This is a genomic window from Kitasatospora sp. MBT63, from assembly GCF_000710465.2.
GTDB lineage: Bacteria > Actinomycetota > Actinomycetes > Streptomycetales > Streptomycetaceae > Kitasatospora.
The window spans coordinates 16,897-40,573 of sequence record NZ_JAIZ01000669.1; the positions used below are offsets into that span (position 1 = coordinate 16,897).

General features: G+C 73.0%; 15 protein-coding genes. 11 read left to right on the forward strand and 4 right to left on the reverse strand.

Translation table 11 applies throughout. The features are described from left to right. Positions 1 to 41: 41 nt before the first annotated feature. Positions 42 to 3,806, reverse strand: a complete 3,765-nt coding sequence (locus tag AA75_RS35075) for a beta-N-acetylglucosaminidase domain-containing protein (RefSeq protein WP_051813996.1) — start codon at positions 3,804 to 3,806, stop codon at positions 42 to 44. 275 nt (positions 3,807 to 4,081) lie between these two features. Between AA75_RS35075 and AA75_RS35080 the strand changes: the two genes are divergently transcribed. The 5 genes from AA75_RS35080 (at position 4,082) to AA75_RS35095 (ending at position 8,279) form a co-directional block, all read left to right on the forward strand. After that, positions 4,082 to 5,104 carry a hypothetical protein gene (locus AA75_RS35080; RefSeq protein WP_033824417.1) on the forward strand — a complete coding sequence of 341 codons (1,023 nt, stop codon included), beginning with the start codon at positions 4,082 to 4,084 and terminating at the stop codon, positions 5,102 to 5,104. A gap of 26 nt (positions 5,105 to 5,130) precedes the next feature. Further along, positions 5,131 to 5,595 (forward strand): hypothetical protein, encoded by a 465-nt coding sequence (locus AA75_RS35085; protein WP_149038564.1) that lies wholly within the window; start codon positions 5,131 to 5,133, stop codon positions 5,593 to 5,595. 19 nt (positions 5,596 to 5,614) lie between these two features. Beyond that, positions 5,615 to 5,773, forward strand: a complete 159-nt coding sequence (locus AA75_RS50195; RefSeq protein ID WP_158515616.1) for a hypothetical protein — start codon at positions 5,615 to 5,617, stop codon at positions 5,771 to 5,773. Positions 5,774 to 5,945: 172 nt separating this feature from the next. Next, positions 5,946 to 8,030: a 4-alpha-glucanotransferase gene (malQ, locus tag AA75_RS35090; RefSeq protein WP_051814000.1), complete on the forward strand. Its 2,085-nt coding sequence runs from the start codon at positions 5,946 to 5,948 to the stop codon at positions 8,028 to 8,030. A 21-nt stretch (positions 8,031 to 8,051) separates the two neighbouring features. Further along, positions 8,052 to 8,279, forward strand: coding sequence for a hypothetical protein (locus AA75_RS35095; protein ID WP_082527060.1), 228 nt, complete (start codon positions 8,052 to 8,054; stop codon positions 8,277 to 8,279). Positions 8,280 to 8,438: 159 nt separating this feature from the next. Here AA75_RS35095 and pepN read toward each other — a convergent pair whose 3' ends face one another. After that, the gene (gene pepN / locus AA75_RS35100) at positions 8,439 to 11,018 is read right to left on the reverse strand and encodes an aminopeptidase N (protein WP_033824420.1); all 2,580 of its coding nucleotides are present in this window, start codon (positions 11,016 to 11,018) and stop codon (positions 8,439 to 8,441) included. A 301-nt stretch (positions 11,019 to 11,319) separates the two neighbouring features. Between pepN and AA75_RS35105 the strand changes: the two genes are divergently transcribed. From AA75_RS35105 to AA75_RS35130, 6 genes are all read left to right on the forward strand, one after another. Continuing rightward, positions 11,320 to 12,516: an ROK family transcriptional regulator gene (locus tag AA75_RS35105; RefSeq protein WP_033824436.1), complete on the forward strand. Its 1,197-nt coding sequence runs from the start codon at positions 11,320 to 11,322 to the stop codon at positions 12,514 to 12,516. A gap of 178 nt (positions 12,517 to 12,694) precedes the next feature. Continuing rightward, the gene (locus tag AA75_RS35110; protein WP_033824421.1) at positions 12,695 to 13,789 is read left to right on the forward strand and encodes a sugar ABC transporter substrate-binding protein; all 1,095 of its coding nucleotides are present in this window, start codon (positions 12,695 to 12,697) and stop codon (positions 13,787 to 13,789) included. Positions 13,790 to 13,979: 190 nt separating this feature from the next. Then, positions 13,980 to 14,768: an ATP-binding cassette domain-containing protein gene (locus AA75_RS35115; protein WP_063794507.1), complete on the forward strand. Its 789-nt coding sequence runs from the start codon at positions 13,980 to 13,982 to the stop codon at positions 14,766 to 14,768. Then, entirely contained in the window at positions 14,765 to 16,024 is a 1,260-nt protein-coding gene (locus AA75_RS35120) for a sugar ABC transporter permease (protein WP_033824423.1), read from the forward strand. Before AA75_RS35115 ends, AA75_RS35120 begins: the two co-directional genes overlap by 4 nt. A gap of 296 nt (positions 16,025 to 16,320) precedes the next feature. Next, positions 16,321 to 18,228: a 1-deoxy-D-xylulose-5-phosphate synthase gene (gene dxs / locus AA75_RS35125; RefSeq protein ID WP_033824437.1), complete on the forward strand. Its 1,908-nt coding sequence runs from the start codon at positions 16,321 to 16,323 to the stop codon at positions 18,226 to 18,228. 189 nt (positions 18,229 to 18,417) lie between these two features. Continuing rightward, positions 18,418 to 19,926, forward strand: coding sequence for a glycosyltransferase family 39 protein (locus AA75_RS35130; RefSeq protein ID WP_082527061.1), 1,509 nt, complete (start codon positions 18,418 to 18,420; stop codon positions 19,924 to 19,926). A gap of 111 nt (positions 19,927 to 20,037) precedes the next feature. On the opposite strand, the gene AA75_RS35135 is transcribed toward AA75_RS35130, so the two are convergent. Both AA75_RS35135 and AA75_RS35140 read right to left on the reverse strand, forming a co-directional pair. Further along, positions 20,038 to 22,164 (reverse strand): 3-hydroxyacyl-CoA dehydrogenase NAD-binding domain-containing protein, encoded by a 2,127-nt coding sequence (locus AA75_RS35135; protein ID WP_033824424.1) that lies wholly within the window; start codon positions 22,162 to 22,164, stop codon positions 20,038 to 20,040. 2 nt (positions 22,165 to 22,166) lie between these two features. Beyond that, positions 22,167 to 23,384, reverse strand: coding sequence for an acetyl-CoA C-acyltransferase (locus tag AA75_RS35140; protein ID WP_033824425.1), 1,218 nt, complete (start codon positions 23,382 to 23,384; stop codon positions 22,167 to 22,169). Positions 23,385 to 23,677: the final 293 nt, after the last annotated feature.

Sequence of the window (23,677 nt, forward strand, 5' to 3'; positions counted from 1 at the left end):
CAGCCGGCCCGCCGACGGCCCGCCGGAGGGCCGCCCGGGTGTCACGGCGTGACCGCGTAGGCCTCCACGCCCCAGAGCGAGTAGCCGTAGGCGGTCGCCCTCGACACCCCCTGGACCCGCAGGTACTGGGTGTCCGGGGCGTCGAAGCGCACCGTCTCGGTGCCGCCGGTGCTGTCGTCCACCGCGGCCACGGTGGTCCAGGTGACGCCGTCCGGCGAGGTCTCCAGCCGGTACGCGGAGGCGTACGCCTCCTGCCAGTGCAGCACCGCCGAGCCCAGCCGGACCTTCTGCGGCAGCTTGATCTGCACCCAGGCGTCGTCCGCCGCCTTGGCGGACCAGCGGGTCTTCGGGTCGCCGTCGGTGACCGCCGAGGCGGGCTGGGACGCGGACGCGTCGCCGGAGGAGCTGGCGGTGGCGGTCCTGGCCAGGTCCGGGCCGCCGGTCGGCGGCACCACGTGCACCTGGAGCACCTGGCGTACGGTCAGCGTCCCGACGGTGAAGGTGATCGGCACCTGGTAGGTGCCCGAGGGCGTGGTCGCCGCCGCGGTGACCAGCACCGGGGACCCGACCTTCGCGCCGCGCGGCACCGTGACGGCCCCCGCCGGGGTCACCGTCAGCCCCTGGGCGACGGCCGGCACCTCGGCCTTCAGCTGGCCGGCCGCGCCCTCGGGGCGGCCCGCCTCCAGCACGGCCTTGGTCTGCGCCGGGGCCGCCTGGCCGGCCACCACGTCGAGGGTGGCGGCGGACAGGCTGAGCCGGGCGGCCGGCACGTCGGCGTACCAGGGGATGATCTGGTTGACCACGGGGGCCTCGCCGCCCGGCTCCCAGACCAGCCGGATCGCCTCGGCCGGGCCGCCCCCGCCCGGCAGCTCGTTGTAGCCGGGCTTCACCGCGCCGATCGCGACCCAGCTGCCGTCCGGGCGCCGCACCTCGGCGGTGGCCGCGGCCCGTACCGTCGGGTCGGTGAGCACGGTCACCCGGTCCAGCGGGCGCGCCGCGCCCAGCTCCACGGTCAGCGGTGTGGTGGCGCTGTTCGGTGCGCCGGCCGCCCGCCAGGCGGTGTCCGGGTCGCCGTCCAGCACGGCCGCCGGGGAGGAGCCCGGTGCGGCGGGCGGCGCGCTGACGCTCGCCGGGCTGTCGCCGGGCGCGGCCACGGTGAACTCGCGGATCGCCACCGCGGTCTTCTGCCCGGCGGTGGCCCGCAGCCGGACGGCCTTGGCGACCGTGCCCGCCGGGGCGTCCACCGAGATGCTCTGCTGGTTGTGCACCCGGGCCAGCTGCCGCCAGCCGCCCGACCCGGTGGAGTACTCCAGCACCGCGTCGTGCAGGTAGTCCCCGGCCGCGGCGGCCGCGTCCGGGCCGTCGCCCCACGACCCCATCAGCACGGTGACCCGCCCGACCGGCCGGGCGGTGCCCAGGTCCAGGCCGACGGTGTCGCCCGCGGTCGGCGGACCGGCGCTCCAGTAGAAGGTGGCGGCGTCGCCGTCGGTCATCAGCCCCGGCACGTGGTCGTGCGCGCTGCCGAAGGTGGTGGTGGCGGTCGCGCCGCCGGCCGTGATCCCGGACCAGGTGTCGGCGGACAGCACCGCCCGTTCGAGGAAGCCGTCCAGCACGCTGCCGCCGATCGTCACCGGGCTGGCGTCCAGCTGCTCGCGCAGGCTGCGCAGCCGGATCCGGTCGTCCCAGGCGGCGTTGCCGTCACCGCCGCGCTGGGCCACCAGCATGTCGACGGCGGCCTGCCCGGCCTGCCCGTACGCGGAGAGCTTGGCCAGCCACGGGCCGGTCTCGGGGCCGATCGCGTCGCCCGACAGCACCTGCGGGGCCGAGGTCATGGTGGCGAACGCGTCCCGCAGCGGGCCGGCCGCCTCGGTCAGCTTGGCCAGGTCGGGCGGGGTGCCACCGGTCGGCTCCAGGACCGCCCAGAACCGTTCCAGCAGGGGTGCCAGGTAACCGGACTCCTCCCGGGACAGCGGGGAGGAGGAGCTGTTGCCGGCCAGCGCGGTGAGCGCCGCCAGCTCGGCCGGGTCGGCGGCCAGCGCGTGCAGCGCGGCGCGCCAGGAGTCCAGCGGCTGGTAGCCGTCCGGCTGCCAGCCGAAGTCCGCGGCGGTCGCCAGCGGGAGCCGGGAGGCGACCGGCTGGCTCATCGCGGCCGTCAGCAGCACCGCCGAACGCTTGGCCACCGCGGCGTCCCGCCCGGTGTAGGCGCCCAGGTAGAGCCGCTCGGGGGTGGAGTCGTTCACCGGGTAGTTGTCCATCGTCACCAGCGGCCGGCTGAACAGCGCCGCGGTGTCGTCGAGCTGGCTGCCCGCCACCTTCGCCGGGATCGCCGCCCCGCCGCTCCACGCCACCAGTACGTCCACCGGCAGCGCCGCCGCCAGCGCGCTGCGGTACGGGGTGGCGCCCTGCCTCTGGTACTCCGTCGGCATCACCGACAGCGGCGCCATCTCCGGCTGCTTGGACAGCCGCTCGCGGACCTTGCCGACCAGCCCGGCCTGCGCCTTGGCGGCGGCGGCCGGGCCGGTGCCGAAGAGCTTGCGGTCCGCCCCGCAGTGCCACTCGTCGTAGCTGGCGTCCAGGAACTGCAGCTGGAAGGAGCGGAAGCCGAGCCGGCGCAGCGACTCCAGCTTGGCCAGCAGCGCGTCGACGTCCTTGCCGGAGCTGTAGCAGAACGACTGTCCGGGGTCGATCGCGTAGCCGAGGGTGACGTGGTTGGCCCGGGCCCGGGCGGCCAGCTCGGCCAGCTCCTGGGCCTGCGCCGCGGGGTAGGCCTCGCGCCAGCGCGACAGCCGGTACGGGTCGCCGCCCGGCGCGTACAGGAAGAAGTTCTGCTTGGTGCGGCCGAGGAAGTCGATCTGCGCCAGCCGCTCCGCGGCGGTCCACGGGGTGCCGTAGAAGCTCTCGGCGGTGCCGCGCACGGGGGCGCCGCTCGGCCAGTCCCGGACCGCGATGCCGGGGAAGCCCTTGGCGCCCTCGCCCTGCCCCTGGCCCGGGGCGAGCGGGGAGAGCAGCTGGCGCAGGCTCTGCGCGGCGTAGAAGGTGCCGGGGCCGTCCGCGCCCGCCAGCACCACCGCGCCGTACGTGCCGCCCCCGGCGGCGGGCAGCTGCCCGGCCGCCAGGACGTAACCGCCGGCCGGCAGGCCCGAGCTGTCCTGGCCGGCGCCGCCGGCGGCGGCCAGGTCGTGCAGGATCCGGTCCGCCTGGGCGCCCGCACCGCCCACGTACACCACCAGCGAACCGGCGGCGGGCGACGGTGCCTCCGGCATCGGCGTCACGTCGGCGGCCCCGGCGGTGCCCAGTACCTGCCGGACCACGTCGAGCGCCGCCGGGTCCGCGCCGTCACCGGTCACCAGACTGACGGCCTGCGGTACCGAGACGGGCCGGCCGGCGGACTTGAGCTGCTGCGGGCGCGGGTACACCTGCGGGTCGGCGATCGAGCCGAGCGGGGTGACCTCGGCGGGCGCGCTGGCCACCCGCTGGTCGCCGGGCGGGGCGGCGTACCCGGGCGGCGCGGTGATCAGCAGGCCGCCGACCACGGCGGCGGCCGAGAGCGTCGCGGCCAGCTGCAGGGTGCTGCTGCGGCGGCCGGCCCGGCGCTCCGCGCGCACCGAGGCGAGCAGCGGGGCGGTGCCCTTGATGTCGGCGATGAACCGGTCGGCGGCCCTGGGGGCCAGCTGGCGGGCGGTCCGGGCGGCCGTCCTGCGGGCGGCCAGCGCGGCCGGGTGCCACAGCACCTCGCGCAGGGCCGGGCTGTGCTCGATCCGGTGCCTCAGCCGCCGTCCCGCCGCCTCAGAAACGCGCGCCTGCACAGGAGCCTCCTCGCACCGAAAGCGCAGCTCACCGACCGCCGCCGCGGATCACCGAACTGCCGCACCACTCTGACCCGCCTCGGCGGCCCAGCCCACCAGCTACCTCGTCCGGTGTCAACGCCGTTGGCTCCATTGCGAGGAATGTCGGGATTGTCGTCGACCCGGCCCTGACGGACCCGCTGACGGACCCGTGTCCGAGGGGCCATAGTTACCGTCACTGACGGATGTTCACGACCGGCGTGGACACCGGACCTCCCGGTGGACGGTGCAACGCGATGGGTCGACGGGTCCACCGGGCCGCCTACGCGCGCAGCCGCGCCCTGCCGGGCGTCCCGTCCGGCTCCGCCGGGCCGGCGCTCGCCGCCCTGGTCCCCGCGCCCGTCTGGTTCGGCCGGATCTCCGTCGTACTGGCGGCCGTACTCGGCGCGGCGACGGCCGCCCTGCTGGTGCGGGCCCGCACGGCGCTGCGGATCGGTCCGGCCGGTCTGGTGCTCGCCCTCCCGGGCGCCCGCTCGGCCGCCGGTCGGATGACACTGCCGTGGCGGTACATCAGGTCGCTGTCCTTCCAGGAGATCGGGCTCTCGGGCGTCCGGGTCCCGTTCCTGACCGTCGGGTTCGCGGCCGGGGACGCCACCGCCCCGCCCGACCTCGACCTCGGCTCCGCGGACGGGATCGCTCTGGCCGGCCTCCCGGTGCGGGGCTGGGCGCCCGACCTCGGCCGTGTCTCGGCCCTGCTGGCCGTGTACGCGCCCGGGCTGGAGCTCCGCGGGCCGGTACCGGCGGAGGTCCGCCGCCAGGAGGAGCGGCGGGCGGTCGACGCGAGCGACCGGGCGTCCCACCCCTTGGGGGCCGACGTCGCGGGGGTCGCCCGGTTCGGCTGGGATTACCTCGGCGGAGCCGTCGCGTGGGTCCTGCTGGCCCTGGTGTTCTTCGGCCTGGCCCGGCCGGACCTCTCGGCCCGCTTCGGCCAGGGGCGGCCGGGCATCTGGACGGTCACCGGCAGCCGCTGCGGTGCCAACGGGAGCTGCCACACCTGGGGCGACTTCGCGAGCACCGACGGCGGGCCGACCCGCGGCCACCTCGCCCTGCGGGGCGCGCCCGGTCCGCTACCCCCGGGGCAGCGGTACGCGGCCGTCGACGTCGGCGCGCCCGAGCAGGTCTACCCGCCCGGGGGCGGTGACGGCTGGCTGAGGAGCGGCGGGCTGACGGTCCTGCTCGCCGCCGTCCTCACCGCCTGGCTGTGGACGGTCCCCGTCCGGGCGGCGAAGCGTTTCCCGGCCGGCACCCCGTCCGGCTGACCCGTCGATCACAAGGAGCAGGTCCGGTGGATTCCGGCGCATTGGTGTTCACGCAGTCCTGCGGCCACCGGCTGCGGATCCTCGGTCTCTCACTCGCGGCCGGAGCCGTCGTGGCCCTGATCGGGTACGCGGTCCCGGCCGGTCGGGGAGCCGCCGCCGCGGCCGTGGCACTGCTGTGCGGCGTGGCCGCCCAGGCCGGGGTGTGGATGTACAACACGGGTTCGACGTCGCTCGATCCGGGTGGCGTCCGGATGAGCCAGGGAGGCCTGGTGCGGCGCTCCGTGGCCTGGGACCAGGTCGGGTCGATCGACGTGCAGGAGTCCGCCCATCCGGGCTTCGGCGTCATCAGGACGGTACGGCTGCGCACCCTCGACGGACGCGACCTGCGGCTGCCGCCGCTGGAGGACGGGATCCGGCGCAGCGATCCCTCCTTCGACGACAAGTACGCCGCGATGGTGCGGTACTGGCAGTCGGTCAGGCCGGGATCCTGACCGCGGAAGGAGAGGGAACATGATGTCCGAACCCGGGTCGGGCTCCGGGCGGCTGCTGGTGTTCCTCGGCCGGGTGCTGCCCGCCCGCAGGGCCACCGTGCGCACGCTCAGGCTGGTGGGTGCCGGCTGGACGGTCATCGGCGTGGTGTTCACCGTGCTTGCCCTGCTAAGCCGCTGACGACGGGTCACCTTTCTTCGGGGCGCCGTCGCCCCGTGTCGGTCGGGGTCGCGGGCCCCCGGTGCGGGTAGGACTGTGGCTGTCCGCAGCATCGGGTGCCCTTCAGACCTGTGGGAGCCGCAGAGTGGCAGCATTCCTGGACCGTGACGAGACCGGTGGCAACGGGCAGCAGGTGCCCGCCGAGGACAGTCCGGCGCCGCCGCCGGAGCTGGTCGCGCTGGCGCACGCGTACGGGGTGGACAGTACCTACGACCCGGGCAGCGGGCCGGTCCCGGTGGCGCCGGACACCCTGGTCGCGGTGCTGGCCGCGCTCGGCGTGGACGCCGCCACCCCCGAGTCGGTCGGGGCGGAGCTGGAGCGGCACCGGGCCGCGCAGGCCGCCCGCCTGCTGCCGCCGTGCATCGTGGCGCGGGCCGGCCGCCGTACCGCGCTGGACGTGCCGGCCGGCGTCCGCCTGAGCATCGAGCTGGAGGACGGCGGCACCTGGACCCTGCCCACCGGCCACTCGCACTGGCTGCCGGCCGACCTCCCGCTCGGCCGCCACCGGCTGACCGCCCGGCTGGGGGAGCGCGAGGGCGCCGCCGCGCTGATCGTGGCGCCGCAGAAGGTCCCGGAGCCGTCCGGCCGCAGCTGGGGCTTCCTGGCCCAGCTCTACTCGGTGCTGTCCGAGCGCTCCTGGGGGATGGGCGACCTGGGCGACCTGGCCGAGCTCGCCCAGTGGGCGGGCAACGAGCTGGGCGCCGGCTTCGTCCAGATCAACCCGCTGCACGCGGGCCTGCCCGGGGCCCCTTCGGACCCGTCGCCGTACCGCCCGTCCTCGCGCCGCTTCGCCGACCCGGTGCACCTGCGGATCGAGGCGGTGCCCGAGTACGCGTACGCCGAGCTCGGCGACCTCCCGCGCCGGGCGGCCGCGCTGCGCGGGGAGGTGCTGCGGCACGACGGCCTGATCGACCGGGACGCGGTCTGGGCGCTCAAGCGCCAGGCGCTGGAGATCCTGCACACCGTCCCGCGGGGCGTCGGCCGCGAGGCGGCGTACCGGGCGTTCGTCGCCCGCGAGGGCGAGTGGCTGGAGCAGTACGCCACCTGGTGCGCGCTGGCCGAGGTGCACGGCAGCGACCGGCACCGCTGGCCGAAGGGCCTGCGCCACCCCGGCAGCCCCCAGGTGGTCAGGGCCGCACAGGAGTTGGCGCCGTCGGTGGAGTTCCACCGCTGGCTGGCCTGGCTGGTGGACGAGCAGCTCGGCCTGGCCCAGCAGGCGGCCGAGCGGGCCGGGATGGCGGTCGGCCTGATCCACGACCTGGCGGTCGGCGTGCACCCGGACGGCGCGGACGCCTGGGCGCTGCAGGACGTGCTGGCCGAGGGCATCTCGGTGGGCGCCCCGCCGGACGCCTTCAACGCGCACGGTCAGGACTGGGGCCTGCCGCCCTGGCGCCCGGACGCGCTCGCGGAGGCCGGCTACGCCCCGTACGCCGAACTGCTGCGGGCGGCGGCCCGGCACGCGGGGGCGATCCGGATCGACCACGTGATGGGCCTGTTCCGGCTCTGGTGGGTGCCGGCCGGGCACCCGCCGACCCGGGGCGCGTACGTGCGCTACGACGCGGAGGCGATGCTCGGCGTGCTGGCGCTGGAGGCGCACCGCGCGGGGACGGCGGTGATCGGCGAGGACCTGGGCACGGTCGAGCTGGGGGTGCGCGAGGAGCTGACGGCCCGCGGCATCCTCGGGACCTCCGTCCTGTGGTTCGAGCGCGACTGGCAGGACAAGGGCGCGATCCTGCCGCCGGAGCGCTGGCGGTCGGGCTGCCTGGCCACCCTGACCACCCATGACCTGCCGAGCACCGCCGCCCGGCTGACCGGCGAGCACGTCGAGCTGCGGCACCGGCTCGGGCTGCTGGCCCGTCCGCTCGGCGAGGAACAGGCCGAGGCGGCGGCCGAGCTGACCGAGTGGCACGCCGAGCTGATCCGGGCCGGGCTGATCGGCGCCGGCGAGGACCTGACCCCGGAGGCGCTGTACGGCTTCCTGCTCGCCACCCCGGCCGACCTGGTCGGGGTGTGGCTGCCGGACACGGTCGGCGACCCGCGCCCGCAGAACCTGCCCGGCACCTGGGACCAGTACCCGAACTGGCGGCTGCCGGTGGCGGACGCCTCCGGCTGCCCGGTCACCCTGGAACAGCTGGCCGCCGCGCCCGGTACCGCGCGGCTGGCGGCGCTGGCGCCTCGGCACTCCGGAAGGCGGACCCCGGCGCGCGGGGCCCGGTAGGCGGCCGGTACCTTGGGAAACGTGGACAAGAGGAACGCAATGCGCGCTGGTGCGGTCTCCGCAGCGGCCACGCTGATGATGCTGATGTCGTCGCCCGCCATGGCGCTGGTCCGGGACGACGGTGACGACCCCGGCCAGAGCCTGAGCGTCGCCCAGACGCTCGGTCTGTTCGTGGCGCTCCCGATCGTGCTCTTCGCGGTGATCGCCGGCCTGTGCCTGCTGCCCACGCTCGGCAAGAACAAGAAGTAACGGCAGCCGGTACCGACGACCCCCGTCGCCTCCTCGGAGGCGGCGGGGGTCGTCGTGTCGTACCGGGCAGGTTCGGGCGGTGTCCCGGATGCTGACCGGGGTGGGGCCGGACGGTCGTCCGGCCCCACCCCGGTCACTGCTGCGGGGTTCGGCCCCGGGTCAGCGGGCGCCCGCCGCGCGGTCCGCCGCCTGGGCCTTCAGCGCGCGCTCGATGCCCGCGCGGGCCTCCACGACCTGCCGGCGCAGCGCCGGCGCCGGGTCGGCCGAGGCCAGCCAGGCGTCGGTGGCGTCCAGGGTGGCCTGCTCGACCTGCGAGGACGGGTACAGGCCGACGATGATCTGCTGGGAGATCTCGTGGCTGCGGGTCTCGTAGATCCCCTTGACCGCCGCGAAGTACTTGGCGGTGTAGGGGGCGAGCAGCTCGCGCTGGTCGGACTGCTGGAAGCCGCCGATGACGGCCTCCTGGACGTAGTTGGTGAGCTCGTCCGACTCCACCACCGAGGCCCAGGCCTCGGCCTTGGCGGCCGCGGTCGGGCGCGAGGCCCGGCAGCTGGCGGCGTGCTCCTGGCCGGCCGCGGTGTGGTCGCGGGCCAGCTCGTCGTCGATCGCCTTGTCGTCGGCGCGGCCGGTGGCGACCAGGCGTCCGAGCAGGCTCCAGCGCAGTTCGGTGTCGACGGCCAGGCCGTCCAGCACGGTGGAGCCGTCCAGCAGGCCGTCCAGCAGGGCGAGCTGCTCGTCGGTGCGGGCGACGCCGGCCAGCGTCCGGGCCCAGGCCAGCTGGTGGTCGCTGCCGGGGGCGGCGGCGCGCAGCTGCTCCTCGGCGGCGGCGGCCCAGCGGGCCAGGCCCTGCTCGCGCCAGGCCGGGTCGGTGTAGGCGTCCAGGGCCAGCTTGACCTGGCGCTGCACCGACTGGACCACGCCGATGTCGGACTCCCGGCCGAGGCCGGACAGCGCCAGCGACAGGTAGTCGCGGGCGGCCAGTTCGCCGTCGCGGGTCATGTCCCAGGCCGAGGCCCAGCACAGGGCGCGCGGCAGCGACTCGGTGAAGCCGCCGAGGTGCTCGGTGACGACGGCCAGCGAGCCCTCGTCCAGGCGGACCTTGGCGTAGGACAGGTCGTCGTCGTTGAGCAGCAGCACGGCGGGCTTGGCGCGGCCGGCCAGCTGCGGGACGTCGGTGCGCGCGCCGTCGACGTCGAGCTCGATCCGGTCGGTGCGCACCAGCGCGCCGTCCTGCAGCTCGTAGACGCCGATGGCGATCCGGTGCGGGCGCAGCACGGCCTCGCCCTTGGCGCCGGCCGGGAGGGCCGGGGCCTCCTGGAGGACCGCGAAGGAGGAGATGGTGCCGTCGGCGGCGACCTCGAGGGCCGGGCGCAGGACGTTGATGCCGGCCGTCTCCAGCCAGGCCTTGGACCAGGTCTTCAGGTCCCGGCCGCTGGCCTTCTCCAGGGCGCCGAGCAGGTCGCTGAGGCGGGTGTTGCCCCAGGCGTGCTGCTTGAAGTAGGCGCGCACGCCCTCGAAGAAGGCGTCCTGGCCGACGTAGGCCACCAGCTGCTTGAGCACCGAGGCGCCCTTGGCGTAGGTGATGCCGTCGAAGTTGACCTGGACGTCCTCCAGGTCGTTGATCTCCGCCATGATCGGGTGGGTGGACGGCAGCTGGTCCTGCCGGTACGCCCAGGTCTTCATCTGGTTGGCGAAGGTGGTCCAGGAGTTCGGCCACTTGGAGCCCGGCGCCTCGGCCTGGCAGACCGCCTCGGCGAAGGTCGCGAACGACTCGTTCAGCCACAGGTCGTTCCACCACTCCATGGTGACCAGGTCGCCGAACCACATGTGGGCGAGCTCGTGCAGGATGGTGGCGGCGCGGCCCTCGTAGGCGGCGTCGGTGACCTTGGAGCGGAAGACGTACTGGTCGCGCAGGGTGACCGCGCCCGCGTTCTCCATCGCGCCGGCGTTGAACTCCGGGACGAAGAGCTGGTCGTACTTGGCGAACGGGTAGGGGAAGTCGAACTTCTCCTGGAAGTAGTCGAAGCCCTGCCGGGTGACCTCGAAGACCGCGTCGGCGTCGAGGAACTCGCGCAGCGACGGGCGGCAGTAGACGCCGAGCGGCACCCGCTGGTCGCCGTCGGCGTACTCGTCGAAGACGCCCACGTACGGGCCGGCCACCAGCGCCGTGATGTACGAGGAGATCCGCGGGGTGGGCTCGAAGGACCACACCTGGGTGTCGCCCTCGCCCGCCGGGACGGGGGTGGGGGAGTTGGAGACCACGACCCAGCCGGTCGGGGCGGTCACGGTGAACCGGAAGGTGGCCTTCAGGTCGGGCTGCTCGAAGCTGGCGAACACCCGGCGGGCGTCCGGCACCTCGAACTGGGTGTACAGGTAGGTCTCGCCGTCGACCGGGTCGACGAAGCGGTGCAGGCCCTCGCCGGTGTTGGTGTACGCGCAGTCGGCGACCACGCGCAGTTCGTTCTGCGCCTTCAGGCCCGGAAGGGCGATCCGGCTGTCGGCGAACAGGGCGAGGTCGAGCGACTCGCCGTTGAGCACGATCTCGGAGACGCTCGGCGCCACCAGGTCGATGAAACTGTCGGCGCCCGGCGTCGTGGCGGAGAACCGGACCACGGTGGTGGACCGGAACGTGCCCCCCGCCCGGGCGGTGCCCAGGTCGAGGTCGATCTCGTACGCGTCCACGTGCAGGAGCTGGGCCCGGGTGCGGGCCTCCTCACGGGTCAAGTTGGTGCCAGGCACTCGCAGGACTCCTTTGTCAGGCTCGGATGCAGAGGCATCCTCCCATGCCGGGTCCGGCGTGGACCTGCGTATATCCGGGGTCGTGCGGGGGCGCACGCAGGTTTCGGAACGGTCCCGGTTGGCGTTTGACCCGGCGCCGGGTGGGGGGCTGAGCTTAGAGTTCAGAAGTTGAAGCTGAACAGCTGGTTGAGGGATCAACACCACCGGGTGACGACCACCGAAGCCACGGAGCTCCGCCGCAATGGCGCGGCAGGGGCGGGGACGGTCGAGTCCCCGTGCCCTGGGAGGGTGAATCATGTCGATGGACACACCGGGATCGCAGTCGTCGCTGCACCGGGCCAACCTCGAAAGGGTCCTGCGTGCGGTGCGGATGGCCGGCTCGCTGACCCAGGCCGAGATCGCCCGTGGCACCGGACTGTCGGCCGCCACGGTGTCCAACATCGTCCGGGAGCTCAAGGAGAGCGGGACCGTCGTGGTCGCCGACACCTCCTCGGGCGGCCGCCGGGCGCGCAGCGTCTCGCTCAGCGGGGACGCCGGGATCGTGGTGGGTGTCGACTTCGGCCACACCCACCTGCGGGTCGCGGTCGGCAACCTGGCCCACCGGGTGCTGGCCGAGGAGAGCGAGCCGATCGACGTCGACGTCTCGGCCCAGCAGGGCTTCGACCGGGCCGAGGCCATGGTCGAGCGGCTGCTGACGCAGGCGGGCTTCCGGCCGGACAAGGTGATCGGCGTCGGCCTGGGCGTGCCCGGGCCGATCGACCTGGAGACCGGCGCGCTCGGCTCCACCGCGATCCTGCCCGGCTGGACCGGCATCGCCCCGGGCAAGGAGCTGGCCCAGCGCCTGGGCATGGAGGTGCACGTCGACAACGACGCCAACCTCGGCGCGCTGGGCGAGCTGGTCTGGGGCGCCGGGCGCGGGCTGGGCGACCTGGCGTACATCAAGGTGGCCAGCGGTGTCGGCTCCGGGCTGGTGATAAACGGCCAGATCTACCGGGGGCCCGGCGGTACGGCCGGCGAGATCGGGCACATCACGCTGGACGAGGCCGGACCGGTCTGCCGCTGCGGCAACCGCGGCTGCCTGGAGACCTTCGTCGGCTCCCGCTACCTGCTCAACCTCTTGAACGCCAACCACCCCGGGGAGTTGACCCTGACCAAGGTGGTGCAGCTGGCCCAGCAGGGTGACCTCGGCTGCCGCCGGGTGATCGCCGACGCGGGCCGGCAGATCGGGATGGGCGTGGCCACCCTGTGCAACCTGCTCAACCCGCGTCGGATCATCCTCGGCGGGGACCTCGCCGAGGCCGGTGAGCTGGTGCTTTCCCCGATCCGGGACTCCGTGGCGCGGTACGCGATCCCGAGCGCGGCGCGGCAGCTGTCGGTGGTCCCCGGCACTCTCGGGGGCCGCGCGGAGGTGCTCGGCGCGCTCGCCCTGGTGATGAGCGAGATGGGTGAATCCGGCGCAATCCGGCAGACCGGCCCGGCGGTGGCGGCCCAGGCCTGACCGGTCGGCAGAGGCGGCGCCGGGGCCGGTTGGTCTCGGCTTCGCCTTCAGGAAGATAACGAAAGGGTTCGAATCCCCGGAGTTCCGGTTTTACTTATTGACGACAAGCCGACGAGACGGGTTGACTCCCTTCCACCTCGCCGCAACGTTGCGGCTCTGTCAGGGAGGCACCCCCACCATGAACGCAATGATGCGTCGCGCTGTCATCGGTACCGCCGCGGTCTCGATGGCCCTCTCCATGGCCGCCTGTGGCAAGGCCGGCAGTGACAAGAAGGACAGCGCCGCGTCCGGCGACACCAAGTCGATCGGCCTGCTGCTCCCCGAGAACGCCTCGTCCACCCGTTACGAGTCCTTCGACAAGCCCTTCATCGAGGCCAAGGTCAAGGCGCTCTGCTCGGACTGCAACGTCAAGTACTCCAACGCCGAGGGTTCCGCGGCCAAGCAGAAGCAGCAGTTCGACACCCTGATCGCGCAGGGTGTGAAGGTGATCATCCTGGACGCCTTCGACGCCAAGTCGACCCAGTCCTGGGTCAAGGAGGCGGCCGACAAGGGCGTCAAGGTCATCGCGTACGACCGCCTGGCCACCGGCCCGGTCGCCGCGTACGTCTCGTTCGACAACGAGAAGGTCGGCGAGCTGCAGGGCCAGGCCCTGGTCGACGCCCTGGGTGCCAAGGCCGCCGACGCCAACATCGTCATGATCAACGGTGACGACGCCGACCCGAACGCCGGCAAGTTCAAGGCCGGTGCGCACAAGGTCCTCGACGGCAAGGTCAAGAAGGTCGTCTACGAGCAGTCCGGTGAGTGGAAGCCCACCGTCGCGGGCCAGAAGGTCGGCGCCGCCATCACCCAGCTCGGCAAGGACGGCTTCCAGGCCGTCTACTCCGCCAACGACGGCATGGCCGCCGCGATCATCACCCAGCTCAAGGGCGCGGGCATCACCGTCCCGGTCGGCGGTCAGGACGCCGGTCTCGACGCCATCCAGCGCCTGGTGTCGGGCGACCAGGCCTACACCATCTACAAGGCCTACCGGCCGCTGGCCGACTCGGCCGCCGAGCTCGCCGTCGACCTGCTGCAGGGCAAGGACATCAAGTCCGTCGCCTCCGCCAGCATCGACAGCGACACCGACAAGGGCATCCCGGCCAAGCTGCTCGACCCGAAGGTCGTCACCAAGGCCAACATCAAGGACACGGTGATCGCCGACGGCCTCTACAAGGCCTCGGACATCTGCACCGCGGACTTCGCCGCCGCCTGCACCGCGGCCGGCCTGCAGTAATCCCCCGAGCGGGCGGCGCCTTCCTCCCCGGGAGGCGCCGCCCGCCCCGGCGTGACGTGCCCACCCCCCGCCTTCCGGACGTGAAGGCGGCCGCCACGCCCCCCACCCTTTTCGCACTACCCCTTCGCGCCCGGGCCGGCGCGCGGGCGGCCGTGCCACGCCCGGTACCGGGCGGCGCGGAACGAAGGAGATGGTTCACGTGACAGGCGCACCCGTACTGGCGTTGCGCGGGGTCTCCAAGCGCTTCGGCGCCGTCCAGGCGCTGACCGATGTTCAGCTGGAGGTCCACGCCGGCGAGGTGGTCGCCCTGGTCGGCGACAACGGCGCCGGCAAGTCGACCCTGGTGAAGACCATCGCGGGCGTCCACCCGATCGATGAGGGCGTCATCGAGTGGGACGGCAAGCCGGTCGGCATCAACCGCCCGCAGGACGCCCAGCACCTCGGCGTCGCCACCGTCTACCAGGACCTGGCGCTCTGCGACAACCTCGACGTGGTCGGCAACCTCTTCCTCGGCCGCGAGCTGAAGAAGTTCGGCACGCTCGACGAGGTCGGCATGGAGAAGCGCGCCAAGGAGCTGCTCGACACCCTGTCGATCCGCATCCCCAGCGTCCGCATCCCGATCGCCGCGCTCTCCGGCGGCCAGCGCCAGGTGGTCGCGATCGCCCGCGCCCTGGTCGGCGACCCGAAGATCGTCATCCTGGACGAGCCCACCGCGGCCCTCGGCGTCGAGCAGACCGCCCAGGTGCTCGACCTGGTCGAGCGGCTCCGCGAGCGGGGCCTCGGCGTGATCCTGATCAGCCACAACATGGCCGACGTCAAGGCCGTCGCCGACACCGTCGCGGTGCTGCGCCTCGGCCGCAACAACGGTGTCTTCGAGGTGGCCTCCACCTCGCACGAGGAGATCATCTCCGCCATCACCGGCGCCACCGAGAACGCCGTGACCCGGCGTCAGGCACGTCTCGCGGAGGACGCGAAGTGACCACCAACCAGACCACCACCGACACGCCGCCGGCCGCGATCGACCCCCGGCTGCTGGTCCGCGAGGCGGGCTTCGCGGGCTACCTCGAAGAGTTCAAGCGGAAGATGAAGAGCGGCGACCTCGGCTCGGTGCCGGTCGTGCTCGGGCTGATCCTGATCGCCGCCATCTTCCAGACCGTCTCCGGCGACTTCCTGAACGCCGACAACCTCACCAACATCACCAAGTGGATCGCCGGCCCCGGCCTGATCGCGGTCGGCATCGTCTTCGTGCTGCTGCTCGGTGAGATCGACCTGTCGCTCGGCTCGGTGGCCGGCGTCTCGGCCGCCATCGCCTCGGTGCTCTCGGTGCGCTCCGGCCTCAACGAGTGGCTGGCCGTCCTGATCGCGATGGGCGTCGGCATCGGCATGGGCGCCCTGCACGGCTTCTTCTTCGCCAAGATCGGCGTCCCGGCCTTCGTGGTCACCCTGGCCGGCATGCTGGCCTGGATGGGCCTGCAGAACTCCGTCCTCGGCGACAAGGGCACCGTCAACCTGCTCAACGACGGCGTGATCGCCAAGCTCGACACCTACTTCCTCGGTGACGGCGACGTCTTCTTCACCTGGGCCTTCGCGCTCCTCGGCATCGCGCTGTTCGGCGCCGGCCAGCTGATCGACAGCCGCCGCCGCTCGGCCGCCGGCCTCGCCGCCCGCCCGATGAGCGAGATCGCCCTGCGCACCGGCGTGATCGCCGTGATCGGCCTGGTCGCGGCGTACATGCTGAACCAGGACCGCGGCCTGCCGCTGCCCCTGGTGGTCTTCTTCGGCATCGTCGTGGTCACCGACTTCGTGCTGCGCCGCACCTCCTACGGCCGGCAGATCTTCGCGGTCGGCGGTGGCGTCGAGGCGGCCCGCCGCGCGGGCATCAACGTCGCCTGGGTCCGGATCTCGGTCTTCATGATCTCGGCCGGCATGGCCTCGCTCGGCGGCCTGTTCATCGCCTCCCAGCAGGGTTCGGCGGACAAGCTGCTCGGTGGCGGCAGCGTGCTGATGAACTCGATCGCCGCGGCGGTCATCGGCGGCACCAGCCTGTTCGGCGGCCGCGGCAAGACCTGGTCGGCGCTGCTCGGCATCCTGGTGATCCAGTCGATCATCACCGGCCTGGACCTGGTCCACGTCAACCAGGCCATCCAGTACATGATCACCGGCGCGGTCCTGCTCGGCGCGGTGGTCCTGGACTCGGTCTCGCGCCGGACCCAGAAGTCCTCCGGCCGCGGCTGACAACTGCCGTACGGTGTGAGGCTCGGCACCCGAACCATTCGGGTGCCGGGCCTCGTCGTGTCGGTGGAAGGGGCCATCGGTGCTGATGGGACGGCGTCGGACGACCGGCCGCCGACCCGGACGTCACCGGTGCGATCAGTACGACAACCGCCGTGCCGCATGGCGTCCGGCAGGCGGACATTAGACTCGACCGGTCAAGGGTGTGCCGGCCCAGCGCCGAAGCACCCCGCACCCACGGGCGACGCCGCCCGTCGGGCTCGTCCCGGGCCCGGGAACTTGTGAACGAGGAGGAACGGGTGGCCCTGCTGACCCGCATTAGGGGACCGCGCGATCTCGACCGGCTCACCCCGGCGCAGCTGGCCGCACTGGCCGAGGAGATCCGCGGCTTCCTGGTCGAGGAGGTCTCCAAGACCGGTGGCCACCTCGGCCCCAACCTCGGCGTGGTCGAGCTGACCATCGCGCTGCACCGGGTCTTCGACTCGCCGCGCGACCGCATCCTCTTCGACACCGGCCACCAGAGCTACGTCCACAAGCTGCTCACCGGCCGCCAGGACTTCTCGCAGCTGCGGATGAAGGGCGGCCTGTCCGGCTACCCGTCCCGCGCCGAGTCCGAGCACGACGTGATCGAGAACTCGCACGCCTCCACCGTGCTCGGCTACGCGGACGGCCTGGCCAAGGCCAACCAGCTCCAGGGCCACAAGGACCGCCCCGTGGTCGCCGTGATCGGCGACGGCGCGCTCACCGGCGGCATGGCCTGGGAGGCGCTCAACAACATCGCCGACGCCAAGGACCGCCCGCTGGTCATCGTCGTCAACGACAACGAGCGCTCCTACTCGCCGACCATCGGCGGCCTCGCCAACCACCTCGCCACCCTGCGCACCACCCAGGGCTACGAGCGCTTCCTGTCCTGGGGCAAGGACGCGCTGCAGCGCACCCCGGTGGTCGGCCAGCAGCTGTTCGAGACGCTGCACGGCGCCAAGAAGGGCCTGAAGGACTTCATCGCCCCGCAGGGCATGTTCGAGGACCTCGGGATCAAGTACATCGGCCCGATCGACGGCCACGACCTCACCGCCCTGGAGTCCGCGCTCACCAAGGCGCGCGGCTTCGGCGGCCCGGTGATCGTGCACTGCCTGACCGAGAAGGGCCGCGGCTACCACGCCGCCGAGAACAACGACGAGGACCGCTTCCACGCGGTCGGCGTCATCCACCCGGAGACCGGCCTGCCGATCAAGACCGCGGGCAAGGACTGGACCTCGGTCTTCGGCGAGGAGATGGTCGCCCTCGGCCGCGAGCGCAAGGACATCGTCGGCATCACCGCCGCGATGCTGCACCCGGTGGGCCTGGCGCCGTTCGCCAAGGCCTTCCCGAACCGGATCTTCGACGTCGGCATCGCCGAGCAGCACGCCGCCGTCTCCGCCGCCGGCCTGGCCACCAACGGCCTGCACCCGGTCGTCGCGGTCTACGCGACCTTCCTCAACCGGGCCTTCGACCAGGTCCTGATGGACGTCGCCCTGCACCGCCTCGGCGTCACCTTCGTGCTCGACCGCGCCGGGGTCACCGGCACCGACGGCGCCTCGCACAACGGCATGTGGGACATGTCGATCCTCCAGGTCGTCCCCGGGCTGCGGCTGGCCGCCCCGCGCGACGCCGACCAGCTCCGCGCCCAGCTGCGCGAGGCCGTCGAGGTCGACGACGCGCCCACCGTGGTCCGCTACTCCAAGGGCACCGTCGGCCCCGCCGTCCCCGCCGTCGGCACCGTCGGCGGCATGGACGTGCTGCGCGAGAGCGAGCCCTCGGACGGCGGGCGCCGCGCCGACGTGCTGATCGTCTCGGTCGGCGCGATGGCCCCGCTCTGCCTGGAGCTGGCCGACCTGCTCGCCGCCCAGGGCATCACCGCCACCGTGGTCGACCCGCGCTGGGTCAAGCCGGTCGACCCGGCGCTGCCCGCGCTCGCGGCCGAGCACCGGGTGGTCGTCACGGTCGAGGACAACGGCCGGGCCGGCGGCGTCGGCTCGGCGGTCGCCCAGGCCCTGCGCGACGCCGACGTCGACCTGCCGCTGCGCGACTTCGGCATCCCGCAGCAGTTCCTGGACCACGCCACCCGCGACCAGATCCTGGCCGAGATCGGCCTGACCGCCCCGGACATCGCCCGGCAGGTCACCGCACTGGTCTCCCGGCTCGGCGCCGAGGCCGTCCAGGCCTGACCTGCCCCGCCCGACCCGGCCGGCCCCGGGAGCGGTACCGCCGCTCCCGGGGCCGCTCCGCTCCCGGCGCCCGGACCGCCCCCGGGGCCCGGATCGCAGCTCCGGGAACCCTCGTCCGTGACCGGACCATTGGTACCGATGTCGGGACCGCCAGCGCCCTCCCACTGACCGCCCGGTAGGTTGTCACCTGTGCCCATCAACACCAGCCGCCTCACCGCCGCCCTGACCGCACGCGTACCCGCACGCGTCCGGACCGGGTACTGGACCAGGGTGGTCCCGGTGCTCGCGCTGCTCGCGGTGGTCACCCACCTCCCGTCCTTCCTGCGGCCGGTGTGGAGCCCCGACGAGGGCTACCTCGCGACGCAGGCCCGGATGCTGGCCGACGGCGGCGTGCTGTACGACACCGTGGTGGACCGCAAGCCCCCGCTGCTGCCCTGGCTGTACGAGGCCTGCTTCGCGGTCTTCGGCTCGGCCTCGCTGTGGCCGCTGCGCACCCTGGCGATAGTCGCCCACCTGGTCACCGCGGTCCTGCTGGCCTCACTGGCCCGCGGCCGCTGGGGCAACCGGGCCGGCGCCGCGGCGGGCGCGTTCTACCTGCTGCTGTCCATCGGGCTGTCCCCGGAGGACACCCAGGCGGCGACCTTCGAGGTCTTCATGCTGCCCGCGATGGCGGCCGCCTTCCGCTACGCCGAGCGGCGGCGCTGGCTGGCCGCCGGGATCGCGGTCGCGCTCTGCTCGCTGACCAAGCAGACCGGCGGGGCGGTGATGCTGCCGGTCCTGTGGATGCTGTACCAGGACGTCCGGCACCGCGGGGTGCCCTGGCGGCCCGCGCTGTTCAAGACCGCCTTCGGCTTCACCCTGCCGATAGCGCTGGTCGCGGCCATCCTCACCAAGCCCAAGGGCTTCCTGTTCTGGGTGGTCACCGGCAGCGGGGACTACGCCACCCTCGGCTCCAACTGGCTGCAGATGCTCGGCCGCGCCCTCGGCAACTCCGGCATCCTGCTCGCGGCCGGCCTCGGCTTCCTCGCCCCGGTCGGGTACCGCTTCTGGCTGCGGCGGCGCGGAACGCTGCCGACGGCGCAGGAGGAGCACGGCTCCACCAGCGACCTGTGGATCTGGCTGCTGTCCTCGGTGGTCGCGGTCAGCGTCGGCTTCCACTTCTTCGGCCACTACTACCTGCAGCTGATGCCGCCGCTGGTGCTGCTGGGCGTCGGCGCGGTCTCCACCTCGGCGGTCCGCTGGCGGCCGGTGGCCGTCTACTCGGCCGTCGCCGCGACCTTCTTCTGGGGCCTCGCGGTCTTCTGGCCCGGCCAGCGGCTCTACCAGACCACCGAGGTGGCCACCGCGGTCGCCGCCCAGACCACGCCCAAGGACACCGTGCTGGTCTGGGGCATGCACCCCGAGCTGTACTGGCTGGCCGACCGCCGCCCGGTCTCCCGCTACCTGACGGCCGGCTTCCTGACCAACTTCAGCGGCGGCAAGGACGGCCGCCAGGTCGGCGAGCAGTACAGCGTCTCCGAGGCCTGGCAGACCTTCGACGCGGAGCTCGCCAAGGGCTACCCCGAGGTGGTCGTCGACGACTCCGGCACCGCCCCGTACAACCCCGAACTGGTGCCCCGGATCGAGAGCCTGCTGGAGTCCCACTACGAGGTCGTCGGCATGACCGGCGACACGGTCATCTACCGCCTCAAGCGCTGACCCCGCCGGGGGCACGCCGGGGCGCGTCCCAGGGCGCGTCCCCCGGACACGCGGAACGGCGGAGCAGCCCCCGCCGGGGCCACTCCGCCGTTCCGTCCCTCAGGCCGTGGTTCAGGCCGGGATCGAGGCCACACCCGGGGCGAGGAACCGCTTCCCGTTGACCCGCTCCGAGACGCCCTCACGGTCCAGGTACGGGGTGATCCCGCCCAGGTGGAAGGGCCAGCCGGCGCCGGTGATCATGCACAGGTCGATGTCCTGCGCCTCGCCGACGACGCCCTCGTCCAGCATCAGGCCGATCTCCTGCGCGACGGCCTCCAGCGCCCGGGCGAGGACCTGCTCCTCGGTCAGCACGGTGTCGCCGAACGACAGCAGCGCCAGCACCTCGGGGTCCAGCACCTGCTGGCCGTCCTGCCACACGTAGAAGCCCCGCTTGCCGGCCTTGACCAGCTTGCCGAGGTTCTCGGAGACGGTGAACCGCTCCGGGAACGCCGCGGCCAGCGTCTCCGACACGTGCAGCGCGATGGCCGGGCCGACCAGCTCGAGCAGCACGATCGGCGACATCGGCAGGCCGAGCGGCAGCACGGCCTTCTCGACCGTCTCGATCGGGGTGCCCTCGTCGATGGCGCCCTGGATGGCGTCCATGAAGCGCAGCAGGATCCGGTTGACCACGAACGCCGGGGCGTCCTTGGTCAGCACGGCGGTCTTCTTGAGCTTGCGGGCGACCCCGAACGCGGTGGCCAGCGAGCCCTCGTCGGTCTTCTCGGCGCGGACGATCTCCAGCAGCGGGAGGATCGCGACCGGGTTGAAGAAGTGGAAGCCGACGACCCGCTCGGGGTGCTCCAGCTTCGACGCCATCTCGGTGACCGAGAGCGAGGAGGTGTTGGTGGCCAGGATGGTGGTCGGCGCGACCACGGCCTCCAGCTCGGCCAGCACGTTCTGCTTGACGCCCATCTCCTCGAACACGGCCTCGATCACGAAGTCCGCGTCCCCGAAGGCGACGGCCTTGTCCAGGTGGCCGGTGACCAGGCCCTTGAGCTTGTTGGCCTTGTCGTTGCCGATCCGGCCCTTGGCCAGCAGCTTGTCGATCTCGGCGTGGACGTAGCCCACGCCCTTGTCGATGCGCTCCTGGTCGATGTCGGTCAGGACGACCGGCACCTCCATCCGGCGCGCGAACAGCAGCGCCAGCTGGGAGGCCATCAGACCGGCGCCGACCACGCCGACCTTGGAGACCGGGCGGGCCAGCGACTTGTCCGGCGCGCCGAAGGGCTTCTTGGCCCGGCGCTGCACCAGGTTGAAGGCGTAGATGCCGCTGCGCAGCTCGCCGCTCATGATGAGGTCGGCCAGGGCCGCGTCCTCGGCGTCGAAGCCGGCCTGCAGGTCCTGGTCCTTGACCTGGGCGATGATGTCCAGCGCCTTGTAGGCGGCGGGGGCCGCGCCGTGCACCTTGGAGTCGGCGACCAGGCGGCCCCAGGCGACGGCGTCGTCCCAGGCCTTGCCGCGGTCGATCTCCTCGCGGGCCACCTCGGTGGCGCCGGTGAGCACGGAGGCCGCCCAGTTCAGCGACTGCTCCAGGAAGTCGGCGGGCTCGAAGATCGCGTCCGCGATGCCGAGCTCGAACACCTCCTTGCCCTTGAGCTGCTTGTTCTGGCTCATCGAGTTCTCGATGATGACCTTGACGGCCTTGGCCGGGCCGATCAGGTTCGGCAGGATGGTGCAGCCGCCCCAGCCGGGGACCAGGCCGAGGAAGACCTCGGGCAGCGAGAACGCCGGGACGCCGGAGCTGACGGTGCGGTAGGTGGCGTGCAGGCCGACCTCGACGCCGCCGCCCATCGCCGCGCCGTTGTAGAAGGCGAAGCTGGGGACGGGCAGCGCGGCGATCCGCTTGAAGACGTCGTGGCCGCCCTTGCCGATGGCCAGCGCGTCGCTGTGCTCCTTGAGCACCTCGACGCCCTTGAGGTCGGCGCCGACGGCGAAGATGAACGGCTTGCCGGTGATCGCGACGGCGACGATGTCACCGGCGGCGGCCTCGGCCTCGACCTGGTCCAGAGCCTCGGACAGCTTGGCCAGCGAACCCGGGCCGAAGGTGGTCGGCTTGGTGTGGTCGAAGCCGTTGTCCAGGGTGATCAGCGCCAGCTTGCCGGCCGCGAGCGGCAGGTCCAGGTGGCGTACGTGCGCGGTGGTGACGACCTCGCCGGGGAACAGCTCGGCGGCGCGCTTCAGCAGCTCAGTGGTGCTCATGGTCACTTACCACCCTCGAAGTGCGGGTTCTCCCAGATGATGGTCCCGCCCATGCCGAAGCCGATGCACATGGTGGTCAGGCCGTACCGGACGTCGGGGCGCTGCTCGAAGCGGCGGGCCAGCTGGTTCATCAGGCGCACGCCCGAGGAGGCCAGCGGGTGGCCGAAGGCGATCGCGCCGCCGTACGGGTTGACGCGCTCGTCGTCGTCGGCGATGCCGTAGTGGTCCAGGAACGCCAGTACCTGGACGGCGAAGGCCTCGTTGACCTCGAAGGCCTGGATGTCGTCGATCGTCAGACCGGCCTTGGCCAGCGCCTTCTCGGTTGCCGGGACGGGGCCGATGCCCATCACCTCGGGCTCGACGCCGGCGAAGGCGTACGAGACCATGCGCATCTTGACCGGGAGGCCGAGCTCCTCGGCGACGTCCTCGGCGGCCAGCAGCGAGGCGGTGGCACCGTCGTTCAGACCGGCCGAGTTGCCCGCGGTGATGTTGCCGTGCGGACGGAACGGGGTCTTCAGGCCGGCCAGGTTCGCCATCGTGGTGCCCGGGCGCATCGGCTCGTCCGTGGTCGCCAGGCCCCAGCCGGTCTCGCCGGCGTCGGGGTTGGTGTTGCGGATCGCGATCGGCACCAGGTCGGGCTGGATGTCGCCGTTGGCGTACGCCTTGGCGGCCTTCTCCTGGGAGCGCACGGCGTAGGCGTCGCAGCGCTCCTTGGTGAGGTGCGGGAAGCGGTCGTGCAGGTTCTCGGCGGTCATGCCCATGAACAGGGCGGACTCGTCGACCAGCTTCTCCGAGACGAAGCGCGGGTTCGGGTCCACGCCCTCGCCCATCGGGTGCCGGCCCATGTGCTCGACGCCACCGGCGACCACGATGTCGTACGCGCCGAAGGCGATGCCGCCCGCGGTCGCGGTGACGGCGGTCAGCGCGCCGGCGCACATCCGGTCGATGGAGTAGCCCGGGACGGACTTCGGCAGGCCGGCCAGCAGCGCGGCGGTGCGGCCGATGGTCAGACCCTGGTCGCCGATCTGCGTGGTGGCCGCGACGGCGACCTCGTCGATCCGCTCGACGGGCAGGTTCGGGTTGCGGCGCACGAGCTCACGGATGCACTTGACGACGAGGTCGTCGGCCCGGGTCTCGTGGTAGATGCCCTTCGGGCCTGCCTTGCCGAACGGGGTGCGGACGCCGTCGACGAAGACGACGTCCCTCGCGGTACGAGGCACGGGGGCTCTCCTCCCAGGGGGACATGACGTAGGACGCAGAGATCGGCTCACAGGTGGAGCTGCGCTGCTTCACGGCCATGCTACCCGCCGGTAACTAGGTTGCCCATAGCCGACCACCGGATCTGCCCGTGTGTCCCCGGACACGTGCCCGCGGGAACCCGCGAGGGGGCGCCGGGGAGGACCCCGGCGCCCCCTCGCGGCGGGCCCGCTGCTACTCGGCGGGCGCCGGCGCTGGCGGCTCGACGAAGGCGGCGGCCAGCGCCGGGCCGACCAGGTCGACCTGCCACTGGCGG

Excerpts from the sequence above, each read along its gene's own strand:
- AA75_RS35080 (WP_033824417.1), top strand. The coding sequence starts at position 4,082 with ATGGGTCGACGGGTCCACCGGGCCGCCTACGCGCGCAGCCGCGCCCTG.
- AA75_RS50195 (WP_158515616.1), top strand. The coding sequence starts at position 5,615 with ATGATGTCCGAACCCGGGTCGGGCTCCGGGCGGCTGCTGGTGTTCCTC.
- AA75_RS35105 (WP_033824436.1), top strand. The coding sequence starts at position 11,320 with ATGGACACACCGGGATCGCAGTCGTCGCTGCACCGGGCCAACCTCGAA.
- AA75_RS35110 (WP_033824421.1), top strand. The coding sequence starts at position 12,695 with ATGAACGCAATGATGCGTCGCGCTGTCATCGGTACCGCCGCGGTCTCG.
- AA75_RS35115 (WP_063794507.1), top strand. The coding sequence starts at position 13,980 with ATGGTTCACGTGACAGGCGCACCCGTACTGGCGTTGCGCGGGGTCTCC.
- AA75_RS35135 (WP_033824424.1), bottom strand. The coding sequence starts at position 22,164 with ATGAGCACCACTGAGCTGCTGAAGCGCGCCGCCGAGCTGTTCCCCGGC.